We start from the raw sequence: 17359 nt of genomic DNA on the forward strand, positions 1-17359 counted from the left end.
TAGCCGACGCCCAAAACCGTAACAATAATCCGTATTTAACTCTTGTTTTTAATGCAATCATGCAAGGCGTCGGCAAGCCTGTCGAAGCGGAATTCAAACCCGGCTTTGATTAAACGGCAAGGCAAAATATTTTGGCTGTCCAACAGCAGTTGCGCCCGTTCGCCGAACACCAGTTTGAGCATAAACGCCGGCACAAAGGCAAAGTGCGGTCGGCGCAAGGTGTTAGCCAAAGTGCGGTTAAACTCATTGTTGCGCACCGGATTCGGGCTACACAGGTTAAATGCGCCTTGGCAAGTCGGGTGATTAAGCAGAAATTCAATTGCTGCCACCATGTCTTGGCGGTGGATCCATGCCCAATACTGTCGGCCGGAACCGAGCTTGCCACCCAAACCGAACTGATACAGCGGCAGCATTCTTGCCAATGCACCGCCGTGCGTTGACAGCACATTGGCGGTGCGCAGCAAACAGGTACGGCTGTTGGCTTGCAGCGCCGCTTGTTCCCATTGATAACAGAGTTGCGCCGGAAATTGATCGCCTTTCGGATTGTCTTCACTGACCGCACTTTCGCCATTATCGCCGTAATATCCCACGGCGGAACCGGAGATAAAGCTGTGCGGTGGCGTTTTGCCGGCATTAATCAGTTCGACCAATCGCTCGGTGATTTTGATGCGGCTGTCGATCAGCTGTTTTTTCTGCTCATCGTGCCATGCCTTGTCAAAAATCGGCTCGCCGGCGAGGTTGATCACGGCATCATATTGATCGAAACTGGAATAGCTGTTTAAAGTCGGCACAAATTCCAGATCCAAATCGGGAAATTTTGTGCGTGCTTGTGCAGGATTGCGGCTTAACAGGGTCAGTTGATGTCTTTGCGACAGCAAAGAGCGGATGAGAACCTGTCCGATAAGACCGGTGCCGCCGGTGATAAAGATTTTCATATCCACTCCTCCAAATAAACGTTGCAGAATACCGTTTTAGGCAATTAGACAGAAAAAAGCAAGCGGCAAAGGGCAAAAATTAAAGCGAGGTCTCAAATAAATATTGAATATTCGACATTAAGCGGGTGATTTCGGTGTTACGGGTCGGCGTGATGAAAACCGTGTCGTCACCGGCGATCGTACCCAAAATACCTTCGTTTTTCCCCATCGAATCCAGCAGACGAGCAATTAATTGGGCGCCACCGGGGCTGGTGCGAATCACAATGACCGCCGCATTGTGATCAATATCCAATACCAAATTTTTCAACGGGCTGCTGGTGTGTGGCAAACTGAGTTCCGGCGGCAGGCAATAAACGGTTTGCATTTTGGAATTACGAATCCGAACTGCACCGAATTTCGCCAACATACGCGATATTTTCGATTGGTTGACTTGGCTAAAGCCTTGTTGTTGCAATGCCGCAACAATTTCACTCTGAGAGGCATATTTCTCCTCGGCGAGTAGCGAGCGAAAAGCATTGCTTAAAGAATCCTGTTTATTATCTATGTTCATAAAATTATGGTTATCATATTATGGTTATCATAGTTGTGCTAAGTCATTACTATGCAAAAAAATTGCATAAATATTGCATATTATTCTCACAAAAAGCAATTGAAATTTCCGACAGAGTTGATCTCGGTGTCAGTTTTGTGAGCGGTGAATAGGGTCTGTTGATGTTTGTTTATATTTTGAGTTGTCGTTTAAAATAAGCACAATCTAGGCGTAAGCCGAAATCAATAGTGGGACTATTGATGAGGGTTGCAACGACGAGTATGCTTATTTTAAACACAATCCGTAGGACTATGACGCTTTTTCGCCACTACGGCGTTAAAAGCCGTTCGTTTAGAACCACTAAACTTCACGACTTTTGCCTTGTATTGGCGAAAAAGTGTCTATAGCTCAAATTATAAACAAACATCAACAGACCCTAGCCAAAGAGGAAAACGCAGAGCGTTATTTTTAACAAAAATATGCTCAAGCTCTCAATATTGAACTTATCTATTTGAATCACCAATTCAAACGCCTTACACTTAACGACAGTTTAATTCATTTTTTATTGATTAATTTCTAAGGAGTTTCTGAATGAAAGTAGCAGTTTTGGGCGCCGCAGGCGGTATCGGTCAAGCACTGGCATTATTGCTTAAATTACAGTGTCCGGCAGGAACAGAGCTTTCCCTTTATGATATTGCACCGGTGACACCGGGCGTTGCCAAAGATATCAGCCACATTCCAACCCCGGTTAAAGCTTCAGGGTTTGCTGGAGAAGATCCGACTCCGGCACTGGTCGGGGCGGATTTGGTGTTAATCTCTGCCGGGGTAGCGAGAAAACCGGGTATGGATCGTTCCGATTTATTCAATATTAACGCCAGTATCATTCGCAATTTGGTGGAAAAAGTGGCCGCAACTTGCCCGAAAGCGTGTATCGGCATCATCACTAATCCGGTCAATACTACGGTGGCGATTGCAGCAGAAGTGCTGAAAAAAGCCGGTGTTTACGACAAGAACAAACTGTTTGGTGTCACCACATTAGATGTGATTCGCTCTGAAACCTTTGTTGCTGAATTGAAAGATGTTGCGTTGGATAAGGTGAAAGTGCCGGTGATCGGTGGACATTCCGGCGTAACGATTCTGCCATTGCTGTCACAAGTGGCTGGCGTGAGCTGGAGCGATGAAGAAGTGGCAAGCCTGACCAAACGTATTCAAAATGCCGGTACTGAAGTGGTGGAAGCTAAAGCCGGTGGCGGATCAGCAACGTTGTCAATGGCACAAGCGGCGGCACGTTTCGGTATTTCTGTACTGAAAGGGTTGAGTGGTGAAAGTGCGGTTGAATATAGCTATGTTGAAGGCGATGGCAAATATGCCCGTTTCTTCGCTGAACCGGTGCGTTTAGGTAAAAATGGCGTGGAAGAAATTCTACCAATCGGTCCATTAAGTGCTTTCGAACAACAAGCGATTGAAGACATGCTGCCAACTTTGAAAGCCGATATCGAATTGGGCGAGAAATTTGTGAATAACTGAGTTTGATTCGTTATGTTATTAAGAGAAGCCGCTACTATTGTTAGCGGTTTCAGATTATTGACAAAGATATTTGATGAGGCAAAGTAGGGGTGGATTATATATCCGCCCGTTGCGGAGTGCGGCATAAGTGCTTAATCAATAAAGGAAAAATGCAAAGTGCGGTTCGGGCGGATATATAATCGGCCCTTACTTTTACAATATTAATCGTGTATTTTAACCTTTGTCAACAGTCTAAAGCCGCTACTATTGTTAACGGCTTTTTGCAATATGATTTGTAAGATGAAGCGGAGGATTTATGCAGGGAGAATGTTTGTGTGGTACGGTTAAATTACAAATTGAAACAAATCATCATGTAGCAGCTTGTCATTGTGCTATGTGCCGACAATGGGCGGGCGGCGCCTTTTTTGCACTAGAGACTCATGAGAAACCACGCATTAGTGGATTTGAAAATATTACGCACTATCGCTCTTCTGAATGGGCGGAACGAGCGTTTTGCCAAAAGTGCGGTACACATTTATATTATCATCTAGTAGATTCATCAATGTATGAAATTTCGGCTGGTTTATTTCAGCATGAAAAAAATCTTAAATTAACCTTGCAAATTTTTACAGATAAGAAAGCAGAGTATTGCGATTTAGCCACTAAAACGGAGACGTTAACAGAACAGCAAGTATTAGAAAAATTTGGAAGTAATTTAATCTGACCCTAAAAAGGTGAACTATTTAATTGAATTCGTTCGTGGTTATAATAGGCAATATATTCATGCACCATATTCATGCACCATTTGCTCAATTTCATCGACCGTTTCTTAAAAGATTGATTATATTTAGTCATAAAAATCTGCACCTTGATCAGGTGGATTTTGAACCCAACTTTTGGAGTGCAGATTAGATTCAGCCCTTTATTTTTGCTATTTCCACCACTTTTCCTGCGGCAGATTATCCAACGTAAATGTCTGCCCGATTTTCGGCGTGGCGGTTTGCAGTGGTTTGCCGTCGGTGGCAGTCGAGAAGCGTTCAATAGGGTCTGTCCAAGTGTGGTAAGCCAAGTCAAATTTTGCCCAATGAATCGGCACCACAATCCGGGTTTGCAGATCGAGCGAGGCTTGTGCCGCTTGTTCCGGTGTCATATGAATTGATGCCCACGCTGGATCGTAAGCGCCGTTTTCGATAAACGTCAGATCAAACGGGCCGTACTGTTCGGCGATTGTCGTGAAATGCTTGCCATAACCACTGTCACCATTGAAATAGAGTGATAATTGCGGTGATTTCACCACCCAAGAACCCCATAAGGTGCTGTTGCGGTTGTTTAAATTCCGCCCGCTGAAATGCCGTGCCGGCGCTAGCGTTAAGGTTAATTCGCCTTCGGCGTTACCAAGAGGCAAACTGACACTATCATGCCAATCCAATTCGGTGATTTTGTCATCGGCGACGCCCCAGCGCTGCAAATGTCCTTTCACCCCCAACGGCACATAATAGTGCCCCACTTTGTGATCAATTTCCTGAATTGCTTGATGATCGAGGTGATCGTAGTGGTCATGCGACAACAATACGATATCCATAAACGGTAAATCAGCGGTTTTTGGCGGATTGGTCATCTCAAAGGCTTTGCCACCGAAAAACAGCGGCGAAGCGCGGTAAAACACCGGATCGGTGATGATGGTCAAGTCAGCGGTTTTGAACAGCACGGTTGAATGTCCGAACCAAGTGAAACTGTTGTTCACCACCGCACTTTGATCCAACGTCAGAGTTGGAAGCGGAGCGGACGGATGCTTGCCTGCAGGTGGATTCAACACCGAGGTCAGCCAAGTCATCAATGACGGTCGATTGCTGCCGATGGTTTCAATCGTGGTCGGTTCCTGATTGACAAACACCTCACCGTTGAAATTTGGTGAAGCCTGAATGCGCGCTAGACTGGCTGCATCGGGCTTGCCGCCGAAAGTTGGTGCGAAATAAACATAAGCCGCGATCCCTACAGCAACCAGCACGGCACAAAGTGCGGTCCATTTGAGCAAAACGAATAAAATTTTTACAATAGTCATAATCGGTCGAGTAGCCTGTGGAGAGATTGTTTAGTCTATAAACCAAACAGATTAGATTTGATTTGATTATAACTCGACAACATACATTGTAAATTTCAAATTTTGCATTTTATTTTTTCCAAAAAGGAAATTATCTTGCGGCATTAATGGGTTTTTCGTCGAACTGTAAAATTTTACTTTTCTGAGCGGGGTATTTATAGTATAGATCTATCTTGCATACACCTTAAAAAGAGGATAATTTTATGCAAAACCTTCACAAATCTTCACAAAAGTCTATGCTTAATCGGGCTTGCGGTAGTACTTGGTGGCTGTTCCGGCTCGATGGGAGCGGGGGATTGTTTTGACGACACTTTCCTGAAACAAAACCTCATTGCAGGCAAAACCACCAAAGCTCAAGTGGAAAAATTATGTGGTTCTCCAACTTCCAGCCGTAGCGGCAGTTCTCCGCTTTACCAATATGATAGCACGAAAACGGGGCTTCAAGGAATGCTCGGAACATTTGGTTCTACTATTAGTTCAGTCATACCGGGAGTGGGCGGTTCACTCGAGACTGCTGAAAAAGCAACAGATATAACCTCGTCGCGAAAAAATTTGACCGTTTATTTTTATAATGCTAATGGCACAGTATCTGGTTATAATTTAAACAAGTAAAGTAGTTGGCGCGAAATAAGCATAAGCCGCAATCCCTACGGTAAATTTCAAATTTTGAATTTTATTTTTTCTAAAAAGGAAATTATCTTGCGGCATTAATGGTTTTTTTCCGATTGCGCGGCTTTTTATCAGAAAGATGTGCAGTTGATAAATTGTTGCTTGAATATTTTGTGAATTTTCGAGAATATTCACGCCATTAAGTGAATCGGAAGGAACAGCAAATGCAGACAGAACAAACATTATCATTGGTGGAACAAACACTAGTCACTTGGCAACAGAAGATTATTGGATTTTTGCCGAATTTAGCTTTATCCGCTGCAGTATTGATTGTTGGGCATTATTTGGCAAGATTGCTACAAAAGATAACCTTTAAAGCCTGTAATAGAGTGTTTTCAAATAATCTACGGTTGGCGAAAATGACCTCAACCTTGGTTTATTGGATTATTCTTTTTGCCACCATGATCTTGGTTCTGGATATTTTAAATCTCACCAATTTACTGACGCATCTGCTGGCGGGTGCTGGAATTATCGGTATTATCGCCGGATTTGCCTTTAAAGACATTGCTTCGAATGCTTTTTCAGGTTTGTTAATTAAATCGCAACAGCCGTTTAAGACGACGCACTGGGTTAAAATTGATGATTATTTAGGCGAAGTGCAAGAGATTGGTATGATCACCACCACTCTGAAAACATTAGGCGGAAAACTGGCGCATGTGCCGAATCAGTTGATTTACAGCGGAGTTTTCATTAATTATTCGGCACTTGGAAAACAGCGCATCGTGGTATCGGGCGGCGTGTCCTATGGTGATGAATTAGAGAAAGTCAAATCGGTTACGCTTGAGCTGGTTAACCAATTTGAGTTTGTGTTGGATAAAGCGCAAACCGATTTTTATTTTACCGAGATCGGCAGTTCGACCTATAACTTTGAAGTACGGTTTTGGATTGATTTTGTCAACTATACTCAATACTTAGCCGCCAAAAGCGAAGTGATTATGCAGTTGAAAAAACGCTTTGAGCAGGAGCAGATTAGCATTGCCTACAATGTGATGACCTTGGATTTTGGGGTAAAAGGCGGCGTGAATTTGTTTGATAACCGAATACAGTTGCAGCAGGAAAATGGTGCGTCATAGAATTACGTTATAGAATAGGGCGGGGTAGTTTCCGCCCTTGTGGTGATTGGTAATAGGTTTAACCAATGGTCGCGGCTTTCATGTTGCGCACAAATTCTGCCAACAAACGCAGCATTTCAGGTTGGTTATCCAAGTTATTTTCGATGATTTTCACAATCGCCGAACCGGAAATCGCCCCGGCAGTGCCGCTGTTCAGCGCCTCGATCACTTGTTGTGGCTGGGCGATGCCGAACCCTTGCAAAATCGGCGCTGCGTGGTGCGCTTTCAGTTGTTTAATCAAATGGTCTAAATTTGCTGCGTGGCTTTGATTTTCGGCGCTGGTTACACCGGCGCGCGAGACCAAATAAGTGTAGCCCTCGCTGTTTTCGGCAACAGCTTGAATTGTCTCGCTGTCGGCATTCGGTGGGCAGATAAACACCGGCTGCACCCCGAATTTTTTCGCTGCCGCTACATACGGCTCGCACGCCAACAATGGCACATCGGCAACCAGCACCGCATCGACGCCGCTTTGTTGGCATTGTCGGTAGAAGTTATCCAAGCCTTTGGCGAAAATCAGATTCGCACACAGTAATAAACTGATGGGAATATTCGGGTATCTTGACCGCACTTTGTCTAATAACACAAAGCATTCTTTGGTGCTGCAACCGGCATTCAGCGCACGGTTGTTGGCAGCTTGAATCACCGGCCCGTCCAACAAGGGATCGGAAAACGGAAAGCCGAGTTCCAATGCATCGGCACCGTTGTCAACTAAGGTGCAGATAATTTCAAAAGAGCGGTCTAAATCCGGATCGCACAGGGTGACGAACGGCACGAATGCGCCCTCATTTTGGTTGTTGAGTTGCTGAAACAGCTGATCAAAACGGCTCATGCTTTTGCCCCTTTTTCGCTTAAAATTTTATCGACGGTGAAAATATCTTTATCGCCGCGTCCGGATAGATTGACCACCAAAAGCTGTGTTTTTTGCGGATCTTGTTTAATCATTTTTAATGCATATGCCAACGCATGCGAGGACTCCAATGCCGGAATGATCCCTTCGTGCTGCGCCAGTTGTTGGAACGCATCAAGCGCTTCGTCATCGGTGATCGATTCGTATTCGGCGCGTCCAATCGCATGCAGATAGGCATGTTGCGGCCCAACAGAAGGGAAGTCCAATCCAGCAGAGATTGAATACGACTCTTCGATTTGTCCGTCTTCGGTTTGCATAATCGGGGATTTCATACCGAAATAGATGCCGACATTGGCGTGTTTCAACGGCGCACCGTGTTGTCCGCTTTCAATGCCCAGCCCCGCCGGTTCGATGCCGATTAAGCGAACCGCACTTTCATCGATAAAATCGTTAAACATACCGATCGCATTAGAGCCGCCGCCGACGCAGGCAATTACCGCATCCGGCAGGCGTCCTTCACGTTCCAGCACTTGGCGTTTGGTCTCTTCGCCGATCATTTTTTGGAATTCGCGCACAATGGTCGGGAACGGGTGCGGGCCTGCCGCCGTGCCGAGCAGGTAATGCGCTTTGTCGTAATTGGCGGACCAGTCGCGCATCGCCTCGCAACAGGCATCTTTCAGTGAACACGAGCCTTTATTGACCGGAATCACCTCCGCCCCCATCAGGCGCATACGGAATACATTCGGCGACTGGCGTTCCACATCTTTTGCGCCCATATAAATGCGGCATTTTAAACCGAGCATCGCACAAGCAATCGCCGTGGCAACGCCGTGTTGCCCGGCACCGGTTTCGGCGATGATTTCGCTTTTGCCCATGCGGATCGCCAATAACGCCTGTCCGAGTACTTGGTTGGTTTTATGGGCACCGCCGTGCAGCAAATCTTCCCGTTTCAGGTAGAGCTTGGTTTTCGAGCCTTTGGTCAAATTGCGGCACAGGGTCAGTGCAGTCGGACGACCGGCATAATTTTTCAGTAAATCGTTAAATTCGGCGATAAACGCAGGATCATCTTTGGCTTCCACAAACGCTTTTTCCAGCTGTTGCAGCACCGGTACCAGAATTTCCGGCACATACATACCGCCAAATTCGCCGAAATAGGGATCGAGTAGGGTTTTATTGCTCATTTAGTTTATCCTAATAATGACTAATTTATTAGACAAAGTAGGGGCGGATTGTATATCCGCCCGAACGGAACGTGATACTGCTTTGTTATGGGTTTAGATCAATTTGATATAATTTATCTAATTCCCACTGTAACGGGTTATTCTCAATATATTCTGCAATAATTTCATAATCTTGTTCATTGCGAATAATATGATCATAATATCCTCTTTGCCATAGCCTTTGATGGAATGGCAACCAATTATCATTTTTTACACCTCTGATATAGGCGTTTGTTGATACGACTTTTAACCATTTTATCGCATCAGGTAGATTAGTTTTTCCCAATTCATTGATCCAAATAAAATGAATATGGTTTGGCATAATAATATATTCGGCTAATTTACAATCCTGATATCGTTTTTCCATTGAGATTAAAATAGATTCAGTTTCTTTTCCTGCTACGTTTAATAGCATAATACCATTTTGTATTTGACCTAATAAGTTTCGCCGTTGGTGAATGCAAATAGTAATAAAGTAGCAACCAGCCTCATTATAATCATAACAAGGTAAGCGCATTTTACGCCTTATCGGTTTTTGATTATGCTGTTTTATCATTTCCAGGTAAATAGCTATATCGAGCTTCGTACACGGGCGGATATATAATCCGCCCCTACAAAAAATTAATATCGGATAATAGTGTTCAATAATTCCGCAATTTTATATTCATCTTTAATCCCCGTCGCACTTTCCACGCCGGAGTTTATATCCACTCCCAAACAGCCTTGAATCAAGGCTTGTTCGATATTTTCCTGTTTGATGCCGCCGGCTAAAATCGTGCGTTGTTTGATATTGGCTGGAATTAAGGTCCAGTCGAAAATCAAGCCGGTGCCGCCTTGTTGTCCTTGCACCTTACTGTCGAACAAGAAACGATCAATCAGCGGATCATCCGCCAGTTTAATCTGTTCGTGGTTGTCGATGTCGACCGAAATCACATTCCAGATTTGGCAATGTGACGGCAGTTTTTGCCGTAGTTGTTGCATAAATTCGTGACTTTCGTTGCCGTGCAGTTGCACCGCAAACAGCTTTAATTCACGGGCGATCTCGGCAATATATTCCAATTCCTGATTTTGAAATACACCGACAAAGCGCAGCAGGGCGACGCTAATCAGTGTTTTGGCTTGTTCAAGGCTGACTTTGCGCGGCGATTTTTCGGCGAAAATCATGCCTCCGTATAGCGCCCCGCAGCGATATACCGCTTGTACATCTTGCGCACGGGTTAAGCCGCAGACTTTGTTTTCGCCAAAAATCACTTGCCGCACCGCACTTCGCAGATCGTCCTCGCCCATTAGGCTGCTGCCGATTAAAAAGGCGTGTACATACGGTTTCAGCTGCTGAATTTGTTGGTGATTGTAGATCCCCGATTCGCTGATGATAATCCGATCTGCCGGGATTTGCTGTGCGAGTGGTGGCGTGCGCTGGAGATCAACGCTGAGATCATGCAGATCACGGTTATTAATTCCGATCACTCTGGCATTGAGTTTGACCGCTCTTTCCAGTTCTGCTTGGTTCGAGGTTTCGGTCAGTACACCCATGCCCAAATCGTGCGCCAAATTTGCTAATTTGAGATAGGTTGCATCGTCCACCACCGACAACATCAGCAAGATCGCATCGGCTTGATGATAACGCGCCAGATAAACCTGATATTCGTCAATCATAAAATCTTTGCACAAAATTGGCTGTGGCGCAATTGAGCGCACTTCGGCGATAAAATCGAAATTGCCCTGAAAATATTTTTCATCGGTCAGCACCGAAATTGCCGAGGCATAATCTTTATACACAGTGGCAATCTGCGCCAAATTGAAATCCTTGCGGATCAGCCCTTTTGACGGTGAAGCCTTTTTGCATTCCAAAATATAGGCAGGGTATTGGTGCGTGCCTTTGCTCAATGCTTGATAGAAATCACGCTCGGAACGTTGCACTTGATCCTGAAATTGTGCCAACGGCAACGCTGCTTTTTTATTTTTTACCCATTCAAGTTTATCGTTGACAATTTTTTGTAAGATTGTGGGTTTGTTATCCATATTCACCGGTTTTACCTTTATTTTTCTCTCATGTTTAAGGATTACGAATCGGACGATCGTGTTCCGGTTCCGCCTGTGTTAACCATTTTTGCATACTTGGCAGTTGGTAGATTCGTTTAGCGTAGGCGTTTGCTGCGGGGCTGAGATAATCCATTAATCCGTAATGGATTAGGCGGATCACCACCGGGGCGAAAAACGCATCAGCTGCGGTGAAGCGGCTGCCTGCGAGAAACTCGCCGCCGAAACGGGTTAGCCCTTCCGTCCAGAGTTGATTAATGCGTGCCAGATCAGCGGCAAGCGCACTATCGATTTGATCTAACGTGACAAATTTTTGTGTATTCATGCTGCATTGGCTGCGTAGCGCCACAAATGACGAATGCATTTCCGCACAGGCACAACGTGACCAAGCACGGGCGTTGCGTTCTCTTGGCCACACTTGCGGATAATCTTCGGCAATATATTCTGCAATCGCCAAGCTGTCCCAAATGATCTCACCGTTGTGGTGCAACGCAGGAACTTTTGCGGTCGGGGAAGCTTGCAAAAAATCCAGTTTTTGCTGCTTTTTATCGGGCTGAAAATAGCGTTGCACTTCCTCAAATGGAATCGCTAATTGTTGCAACAAAATCCACGGGCGCAGTGACCAGCTGGAATTGGTTTTATTGGCGATGAAAAGCTGGTACATTGTCGCTCCTAATAACTTGCCAGTTGTTGCAAGGTGTCAAACGGTTTGCCGGTGGCAAGACAGTCTAACACCATTTCCGCATTGTGTTTTAAATCTTCATGTCCGAACAGCTTCAGCAAAAGTGCTGTATTGATCGCCACGGCCTGAGCGTGGTATTGATCGCCTTTGCCTTGCAACAGTGCGGAGATCATCCGGGCATTTTCTGCCGGTTCACCGCCACGCAGCACCTCTAACGGCTGTGGTTCAAAACCGAAATCATACGGGCTGAGGCTGTAATATTCAATCGTGCCGTCACGAATTTCCGCCACTTCGGTTTTGCCGTGCAGCGCCACTTCGTCCAAGCCGGCACCGTGCACCACAAAAGAGTGTTGATGTCCGAGTGTCAATGCGGTTTCGGCATACGGCTTCAACAACTCCGGTGTATAAACACCGAGCAGTTGGTGTTTTGGCTTAGCCGGATTGCTGAGCGGACCCAAGATATTGAAAATTGTTCGGGTTTTTAACGCATTGCGTACCGGCATCGCGTATTTGAAGCCCAAATGGTACTGTTGCGCAAACAGAAAACAGACCCCGATGTGATCCAGCGCTTGGCGGGCGTTGGCTGCGCTCATGTTGATATTGACCCCAAGTGCGGTCAGTACATCGCTGGCACCGGTTTTGCTCGACACGCTGCGGTTGCCGTGCTTGGCGATTTTGGCGCCCAGTGTTGCCGCCACAATGGCGCTGGCGGTGGAGATATTGATGGTGTTGGCGCCGTCGCCGCCGGTGCCGACGATATCGGCAAAAACATAATCCGGACGAGGAAATGGCTCTGCGGCTTGTTGCAAGGCCGCAACCGCTCCGGCAATTTCCGCAATGCTTTCGCCGCGTAATTTAAGTGCAATCAGCGCTGCGGCAAGCTGTTCGTTGCTCAGTTTACCTTGCACAATGGCGCTAAACAGGGTATGGCTTTGTTGTTGGTTTAATGTCTGGTTACTGAATAAAATCTCTAATAATGCTTGTAATTCCATATGGACTACCTTTTTGTATTATAGTTGAAACTGGCTTCGTCACCGGTCATACCACGAAACCCCCAACAATGCGGCTCTTGCTCTTTGATGGTGATCTCAATATCGGACGGTTTGATTTTCAGCTGTTTATAAATCTCATCAAACAGCATACGGATCAATAATTTTTTTGCCTCCACACTGCGTCCGCTCATCATATTGATCTCAATAATCGTGTAAGCGTCGCTGCGGTCGGACGGGTAGTAATAATCCTCGGCATCCAACCCAATAAAGCGTTGCACCCGTTTATGTTCAGGGAAATCCAAGGCAAACATCATGCAGCGGTGGATAACATCAGACAGCTCTTTTTTAATTGGATTCAAACGGTGTTTTAAGCCATAAACAACGATCATGCTTGTGCTCCTAATAACCAGTCGATGCTTTGTGCCAGCAACTGTGAACCTTGTACGGTTAAGATGGATTCGGGGTGAAATTGGAAACTGCAAATCGGCAAAGTGCGGTGGCGCACCGCCATCACAATCTCACCGTATTGAGCATTCACATCAAACTCTGCCGGAATTTCAGTGCCCATTAATGAGTGATAGCGGGCGACCGGCATCGGATTGGGCAGATCTTGAAACATCGCTTGTTGATCGTGTTCAATCTGCGACACCTTGCCGTGCAGGATTTCGCCAGCGTGTACGATTTTGCCACCAAAGGCTTCGATAATCGCCTGATGTCCCAAGCAGATGCCGATCATCGGCACTTTGCTTTTCAGCTCACGAATTAAAGGCAGCAGATTACCGGCTTCGGACGGATTGCCCGGGCCGGGCGAAAGTGCAACAAGGGTATCCGGCTCGGCAAGTGCGGTTTTCAGTAGATGATTCAACTCGCTGTCATTACGGTAAATCACCACCTGATGCCCCAACACTCGAAATTGATCGACCAAGTTGTAGGTAAACGAATCAAAATTGTCAATAAATACGATTTTCGCCATAATTAAATCCTTAGATGTGGCTATTTGTCTGAATAATGGCGTTCAATACCGCTCTTGCCTTATGCCGTGTTTCGTCCGCTTCCATTTGCGGATCGGAATCCAGCACTTCGCCGCAGCCGGCTTGTACGTGGGCGATGCCGTTTTGCACGAAAGCAGAGCGGATCACTATGCAGGTGTCGAAATTGCCGTCGGAGCTGAGATAACCGACTGCGCCGCCGTAGCTGTGGCGCTTCTGTTGTTCAAATTGGTAAATCAGTTGCATTGCTTTTATTTTGGGCGCACCGGTCAGCGTGCCCATATTCATGCAGGCTTGGTAGGCGTGCAAGGCGTCCAGTTCCGGGCGCAGTTTGCCGACCACCCGTGAAACCAAGTGCATAATGTGCGAGTAGCGATCCACTTGCATCAACTCTTTTACTTGGCGACTGCCACTTTGACAAACTCGGGCAACATCATTACGCGCCAAATCAACCAGCATCAAGTGCTCCGCCAACTCTTTTTTATCCAAACGCAGCTCCAGTTCCAAACGTGCGTCCAGTTCCGGATCAATACGCCCTTGTTGATCAAAACCGCGTGGGCGTGAACCGGCGATCGGGTAGATCTCCAGCTGGCGGCTGTCTTGGCTGTATTTCAACGCACTTTCCGGTGAAGCACCGAACAGAATAAAGTCATCGTCATGCATATAGAACATATATGGACTTGGATTGGTGATTTTTAAGCGACGGTAGGTCGCCAGCGGATTTGGGCATTCAACCGAAAAACGGCGTGACGGCACGATTTGGAACACATCGCCGACATAAATATGTTGTTTTAACTGTTCAATAATCTGCTTGAATTCGGGATCTTCAATATTGACACGAACATCGGTTGACGCAGCTTGAATAGCTAACTGATCCTGAATTTGGCACAATTGCTGTTTGATTTTTTCAGCGCTTAAAGCCAAGTGCGGTTGCTGTTCGACGCTAAAGCAGAAGGTTTGCAATGTTGCCGATTGTTGCTGGTGATCGAGCCGCAATAACTGTTCGGCTAAATAAAAACAGTAGTCTGGGCAGCTGATTTGATCGTTTTGCAGCGTGATATTGTCCATCGGGATAAATCCTGCCACCAGATCGTAGGCAAACAAACCGCCAAGATAAACCACACTTTCTGGCTTGTTAAACAGTTGGTTAATCACACGCAAACCGTCAAATACCGTCGCCGCCTGTAATTTGTTGTCTTCGTCCAAATTAGGATCCAATTCGGCGAAAAGTGCGGTCAAACGATCGTCTTGTTCAAAATCTAAGGATTCGGCTAAACCCTGTAACATTTTTGCAATTTTTGGTAATACTGCCTTTCCATTGGGAGTTAGCGCTCTAAATGTGACATTTTTATCCTGACAGGTGATTTTCAAAGCGCTGTTGATAAACAGCAAACTGGTCAAACTGTTCTTGCTTTGAATCTCGGCAGATTCCAGCAGCAGCGTATTGGTTTTATTTTGGCACAGTGTAGCAAAAATAGCTGTCGGATCAGAATGATAATCAACGGCTTGTTGAGTGATATGTATATACGGCATCGGCAATCCCATTCAGGTTTTATTTTTGTACTATTAAACTAGTACAAGGGAGTTTGGTCAAGTGGTTTTTAATATTTTGGCAGAAATAGATAAATTAACCAGCACGGTTAAGTAGAAAAAAGTGGAATAGTGTATGATAATCCTTTAATTTATTGGCAATGGGATATTTATTAACAAGGAAAAACCATGTGGTCTGAAGTTTTAATCAATTACGGGGTGTTTATCCTCGAGGTGCTTACTGTTTTATTGGTGATTGTGGCGATTTTTGCTTTTATCGTCAGCCTGCGGCACAAAGAGCAAAGTGCGGTCGGGGAGTTGAAAATTACCGATTTGGCGAAAAAATATCAGGATAATCAGCAAAAATTAGCGGATTTTCGCTTGAACGATGAACAACTGAAACAGCAAGAAAAAGCACGCAAAAAACAGCAAAAGCTGGAGTCTAAAGCGAATAAGCAAGCGGCAAAGAGCGGTCAAGAACCTGATGAAAAAGCGAAACCTTGCGTGTATGTGTTGAATTTTAAAGGTGATATTCAAGCCAGCGGTACAGCGGCATTGGCAGATGAAATCAGTGCGATCTTGGCGGTGGCGAAAGCTGAGGATGAGGTGCTGCTGCGCTTGGAAAGTCCGGGCGGGGTGGTGCACGGTTATGGTTTAGCGGCATCGCAGCTGGATCGCTTGAAACAAAAAAGCATCAAATTAACGGTTGCAGTGGATAAAGTGGCAGCCAGCGGCGGCTATATGATGGCATGTGTGGCCGATAAAATTGTTTCTGCCCCGTTTGCGGTGATCGGTTCGGTCGGCGTAGTGGCGCAGATTCCGAATATTCATCGGTTACTGAAAAAACACGATGTGGATGTGGAAGTGATGACCGCCGGCGAATACAAACGCACCATGACGATTTTAGGTGAAAACACCGAAAAAGGGCGTGAAAAATTCCAGCAGGAGTTGGAAGAAACCCATCAATTGTTCAAAGATTTTGTCGCCAATCACCGTCAAAACTTAGATTTAGAAAAAATCGCCACCGGCGAACATTGGTTTGGCCAGCAGGCATTGGATTTGGGCTTGGTTGATGAAATCGCCACCAGTGATGATCTGATCTTAACGGCGTTGCAACACAAAGACGTGCTGGAAGTGAAATTCACACAGAAAAAATCCTTAATGCAAAAAATCGGCAAACAAGCAGAAGAGAGCAGCGATAATCTGCTGCTGCGTTGGCTGCAACGCAGCAACCGCAGCTTGTATTAACTTAACTTTGCCAATAATTTATCGATACTTTTACACAGCAAAGTGCGGTTGTGGCGGTAGATGATGTCATCATCATTCAGCTTCTCTGCAATGATAGCCTTGTGTAGGAGATCTTGATACGCCGCTTCAGGGTAGGTAATAATACCGTCAACCGCACTTGTGCCATTTATTTTTTGACCGATGGTTTTTTCTATCCAGTCAATTCGTTGCGCGAGTGAGAGTGTCGCCGCCGGGCTGTGTTCTACACCAAGATTATCAATAAAAATAATTTTAGCAGCGGTGCTTTGCAGGGCTTGTGCGATTTCAGGCAACAGTAGTGGCGGCATAATGCTGGTTAGGAAGCTGCCCGGCCCCAGCAGGATCAGCTCGGCTTGCTGCAAAGCGCTGACAGCTTCCGGCGTGGCGCTGACTTGTGGGATTAGAAACAGCCGTTTCGGCAATTCGGTTAGCTTATCGATATTCACTTCGCCGACAACGGTAGCACCGGAGTGTAGCTTGGCGCCTAAATGTACCGGCGTTTCCGACATTGGTATCAGATGGCAACGCACTCGCAACAAAGTACGGATCAAGTTGACTCCTTCCAGGGGACGAATTTTCATGTCTTCCAACGCTTTCAACATCAAATTGCCGAGATTATGTCCCGCCAAATCGCCATTACCGCTGAAACGGTATTCAAACAGGGCGGATGCGGTGCTAGGCTCGGTGATAATTTGGTTAATACAATTGCGTAAATCGCCCCAAGCGATGCCACCGTGTTGCAAGCGGATACGCCCGGTTGAGCCGCCGTTGTCAGTGGTGGTGACAATGCCGGTCAACCGCTCTTTGAGAAAACCGAGCGAAGACATCAAACGTCCGAGACCGTGTCCGCCACCGATGGCGACCACCTGTTGCAATTGGCTGAGTTGCGTCAAATTATGCAGATGTGGATTCATATATTGTTTGTTTTTTATCTGATTTTG

18 protein-coding genes are annotated in these 17359 nt (G+C 45.9%); 5 read left to right on the forward strand and 13 right to left on the reverse strand.

Translation table 11 applies throughout. The features are described 5' to 3' along the window. Positions 1–35 precede the first annotated feature (35 nt). Entirely contained in the window at positions 36–935 is a 900-nt protein-coding gene (locus tag EDC16_RS08270; protein WP_132967310.1) for a TIGR01777 family oxidoreductase, read from the reverse strand. A gap of 79 nt (positions 936–1014) precedes the next feature. Continuing rightward, complete coding sequence (argR, locus tag EDC16_RS08275; RefSeq protein WP_132967312.1) at positions 1015–1485, reverse strand: transcriptional regulator ArgR; 471 nt, start codon at positions 1483–1485, stop codon at positions 1015–1017. Positions 1486–2055: 570 nt separating this feature from the next. Here argR and mdh point away from each other — a divergent pair. Together mdh and EDC16_RS08285 are read left to right on the forward strand one after the other, a co-directional pair. Then, positions 2056–2991, forward strand: a complete 936-nt coding sequence (mdh, locus tag EDC16_RS08280; protein ID WP_132967314.1) for a malate dehydrogenase — start codon at positions 2056–2058, stop codon at positions 2989–2991. A 295-nt stretch (positions 2992–3286) separates the two neighbouring features. Then, complete coding sequence (locus EDC16_RS08285; protein WP_132967316.1) at positions 3287–3694, forward strand: GFA family protein; 408 nt, start codon at positions 3287–3289, stop codon at positions 3692–3694. 207 nt (positions 3695–3901) lie between these two features. Here EDC16_RS08285 and EDC16_RS08290 read toward each other — a convergent pair whose 3' ends face one another. Then, positions 3902–5032 (reverse strand): MBL fold metallo-hydrolase, encoded by a 1131-nt coding sequence (locus EDC16_RS08290; protein WP_132967318.1) that lies wholly within the window; start codon positions 5030–5032, stop codon positions 3902–3904. Between the two features lie 321 nt (positions 5033–5353). Between EDC16_RS08290 and EDC16_RS08295 the strand changes: the two genes are divergently transcribed. Then, positions 5354–5683, forward strand: a complete 330-nt coding sequence (locus EDC16_RS08295) for a hypothetical protein (RefSeq protein ID WP_132967320.1) — start codon at positions 5354–5356, stop codon at positions 5681–5683. 221 nt (positions 5684–5904) lie between these two features. Beyond that, the gene (locus EDC16_RS08300) at positions 5905–6813 is read left to right on the forward strand and encodes a mechanosensitive ion channel family protein (RefSeq protein ID WP_132967322.1); all 909 of its coding nucleotides are present in this window, start codon (positions 5905–5907) and stop codon (positions 6811–6813) included. Between the two features lie 58 nt (positions 6814–6871). Here EDC16_RS08300 and trpA read toward each other — a convergent pair whose 3' ends face one another. The 9 genes from trpA to trpE form a co-directional block, all read right to left on the reverse strand. Next, positions 6872–7681 (reverse strand): tryptophan synthase subunit alpha, encoded by an 810-nt coding sequence (gene trpA / locus EDC16_RS08305; protein WP_132967324.1) that lies wholly within the window; start codon positions 7679–7681, stop codon positions 6872–6874. Beyond that, a complete protein-coding gene (gene trpB, locus EDC16_RS08310) occupies positions 7678–8880 on the reverse strand; it encodes a tryptophan synthase subunit beta (RefSeq protein WP_132967326.1) in 1203 nt (400 codons plus the stop codon). Before trpB ends, trpA begins: the two co-directional genes overlap by 4 nt. Before the next feature lie 85 nt (positions 8881–8965). Continuing rightward, complete coding sequence (locus EDC16_RS08315) at positions 8966–9475, reverse strand: REP-associated tyrosine transposase (protein WP_132967328.1); 510 nt, start codon at positions 9473–9475, stop codon at positions 8966–8968. 65 nt (positions 9476–9540) lie between these two features. Further along, positions 9541–10941, reverse strand: coding sequence for a bifunctional indole-3-glycerol-phosphate synthase TrpC/phosphoribosylanthranilate isomerase TrpF (gene trpCF / locus EDC16_RS08320; protein WP_132967491.1), 1401 nt, complete (start codon positions 10939–10941; stop codon positions 9541–9543). Between the two features lie 34 nt (positions 10942–10975). Then, positions 10976–11623: a glutathione S-transferase family protein gene (locus tag EDC16_RS08325; protein ID WP_132967330.1), complete on the reverse strand. Its 648-nt coding sequence runs from the start codon at positions 11621–11623 to the stop codon at positions 10976–10978. Positions 11624–11631: 8 nt separating this feature from the next. After that, the gene (gene trpD / locus EDC16_RS08330) at positions 11632–12633 is read right to left on the reverse strand and encodes an anthranilate phosphoribosyltransferase (RefSeq protein WP_132967332.1); all 1002 of its coding nucleotides are present in this window, start codon (positions 12631–12633) and stop codon (positions 11632–11634) included. Between the two features lie 5 nt (positions 12634–12638). After that, a complete protein-coding gene (locus tag EDC16_RS08335; RefSeq protein WP_132967334.1) occupies positions 12639–13022 on the reverse strand; it encodes a tautomerase family protein in 384 nt (127 codons plus the stop codon). Then, complete coding sequence (locus EDC16_RS08340) at positions 13019–13606, reverse strand: aminodeoxychorismate/anthranilate synthase component II (protein WP_132967336.1); 588 nt, start codon at positions 13604–13606, stop codon at positions 13019–13021. The genes EDC16_RS08335 and EDC16_RS08340 overlap by 4 nt, the downstream gene beginning before the upstream one ends. A 10-nt stretch (positions 13607–13616) precedes the next feature. Beyond that, the gene (trpE, locus tag EDC16_RS08345) at positions 13617–15167 is read right to left on the reverse strand and encodes an anthranilate synthase component I (RefSeq protein WP_132967338.1); all 1551 of its coding nucleotides are present in this window, start codon (positions 15165–15167) and stop codon (positions 13617–13619) included. A gap of 174 nt (positions 15168–15341) precedes the next feature. On the opposite strand from trpE, the gene sohB reads away from it, so the two are divergent. After that, entirely contained in the window at positions 15342–16400 is a 1059-nt protein-coding gene (gene sohB, locus EDC16_RS08350; protein ID WP_132967340.1) for a protease SohB, read from the forward strand. Here the strand turns inward: sohB and EDC16_RS08355 are convergent. Then, positions 16397–17332, reverse strand: a complete 936-nt coding sequence (locus tag EDC16_RS08355) for a gluconeogenesis factor YvcK family protein (protein ID WP_132967342.1) — start codon at positions 17330–17332, stop codon at positions 16397–16399. The two genes, sohB and EDC16_RS08355, sit on opposite strands and share 4 nt — an antisense overlap. Positions 17333–17359: the final 27 nt, after the last annotated feature.

Source organism: Testudinibacter aquarius (assembly GCF_004342725.1).
Taxonomy (GTDB): domain Bacteria; phylum Pseudomonadota; class Gammaproteobacteria; order Enterobacterales; family Pasteurellaceae; genus Chelonobacter; species Chelonobacter aquarius.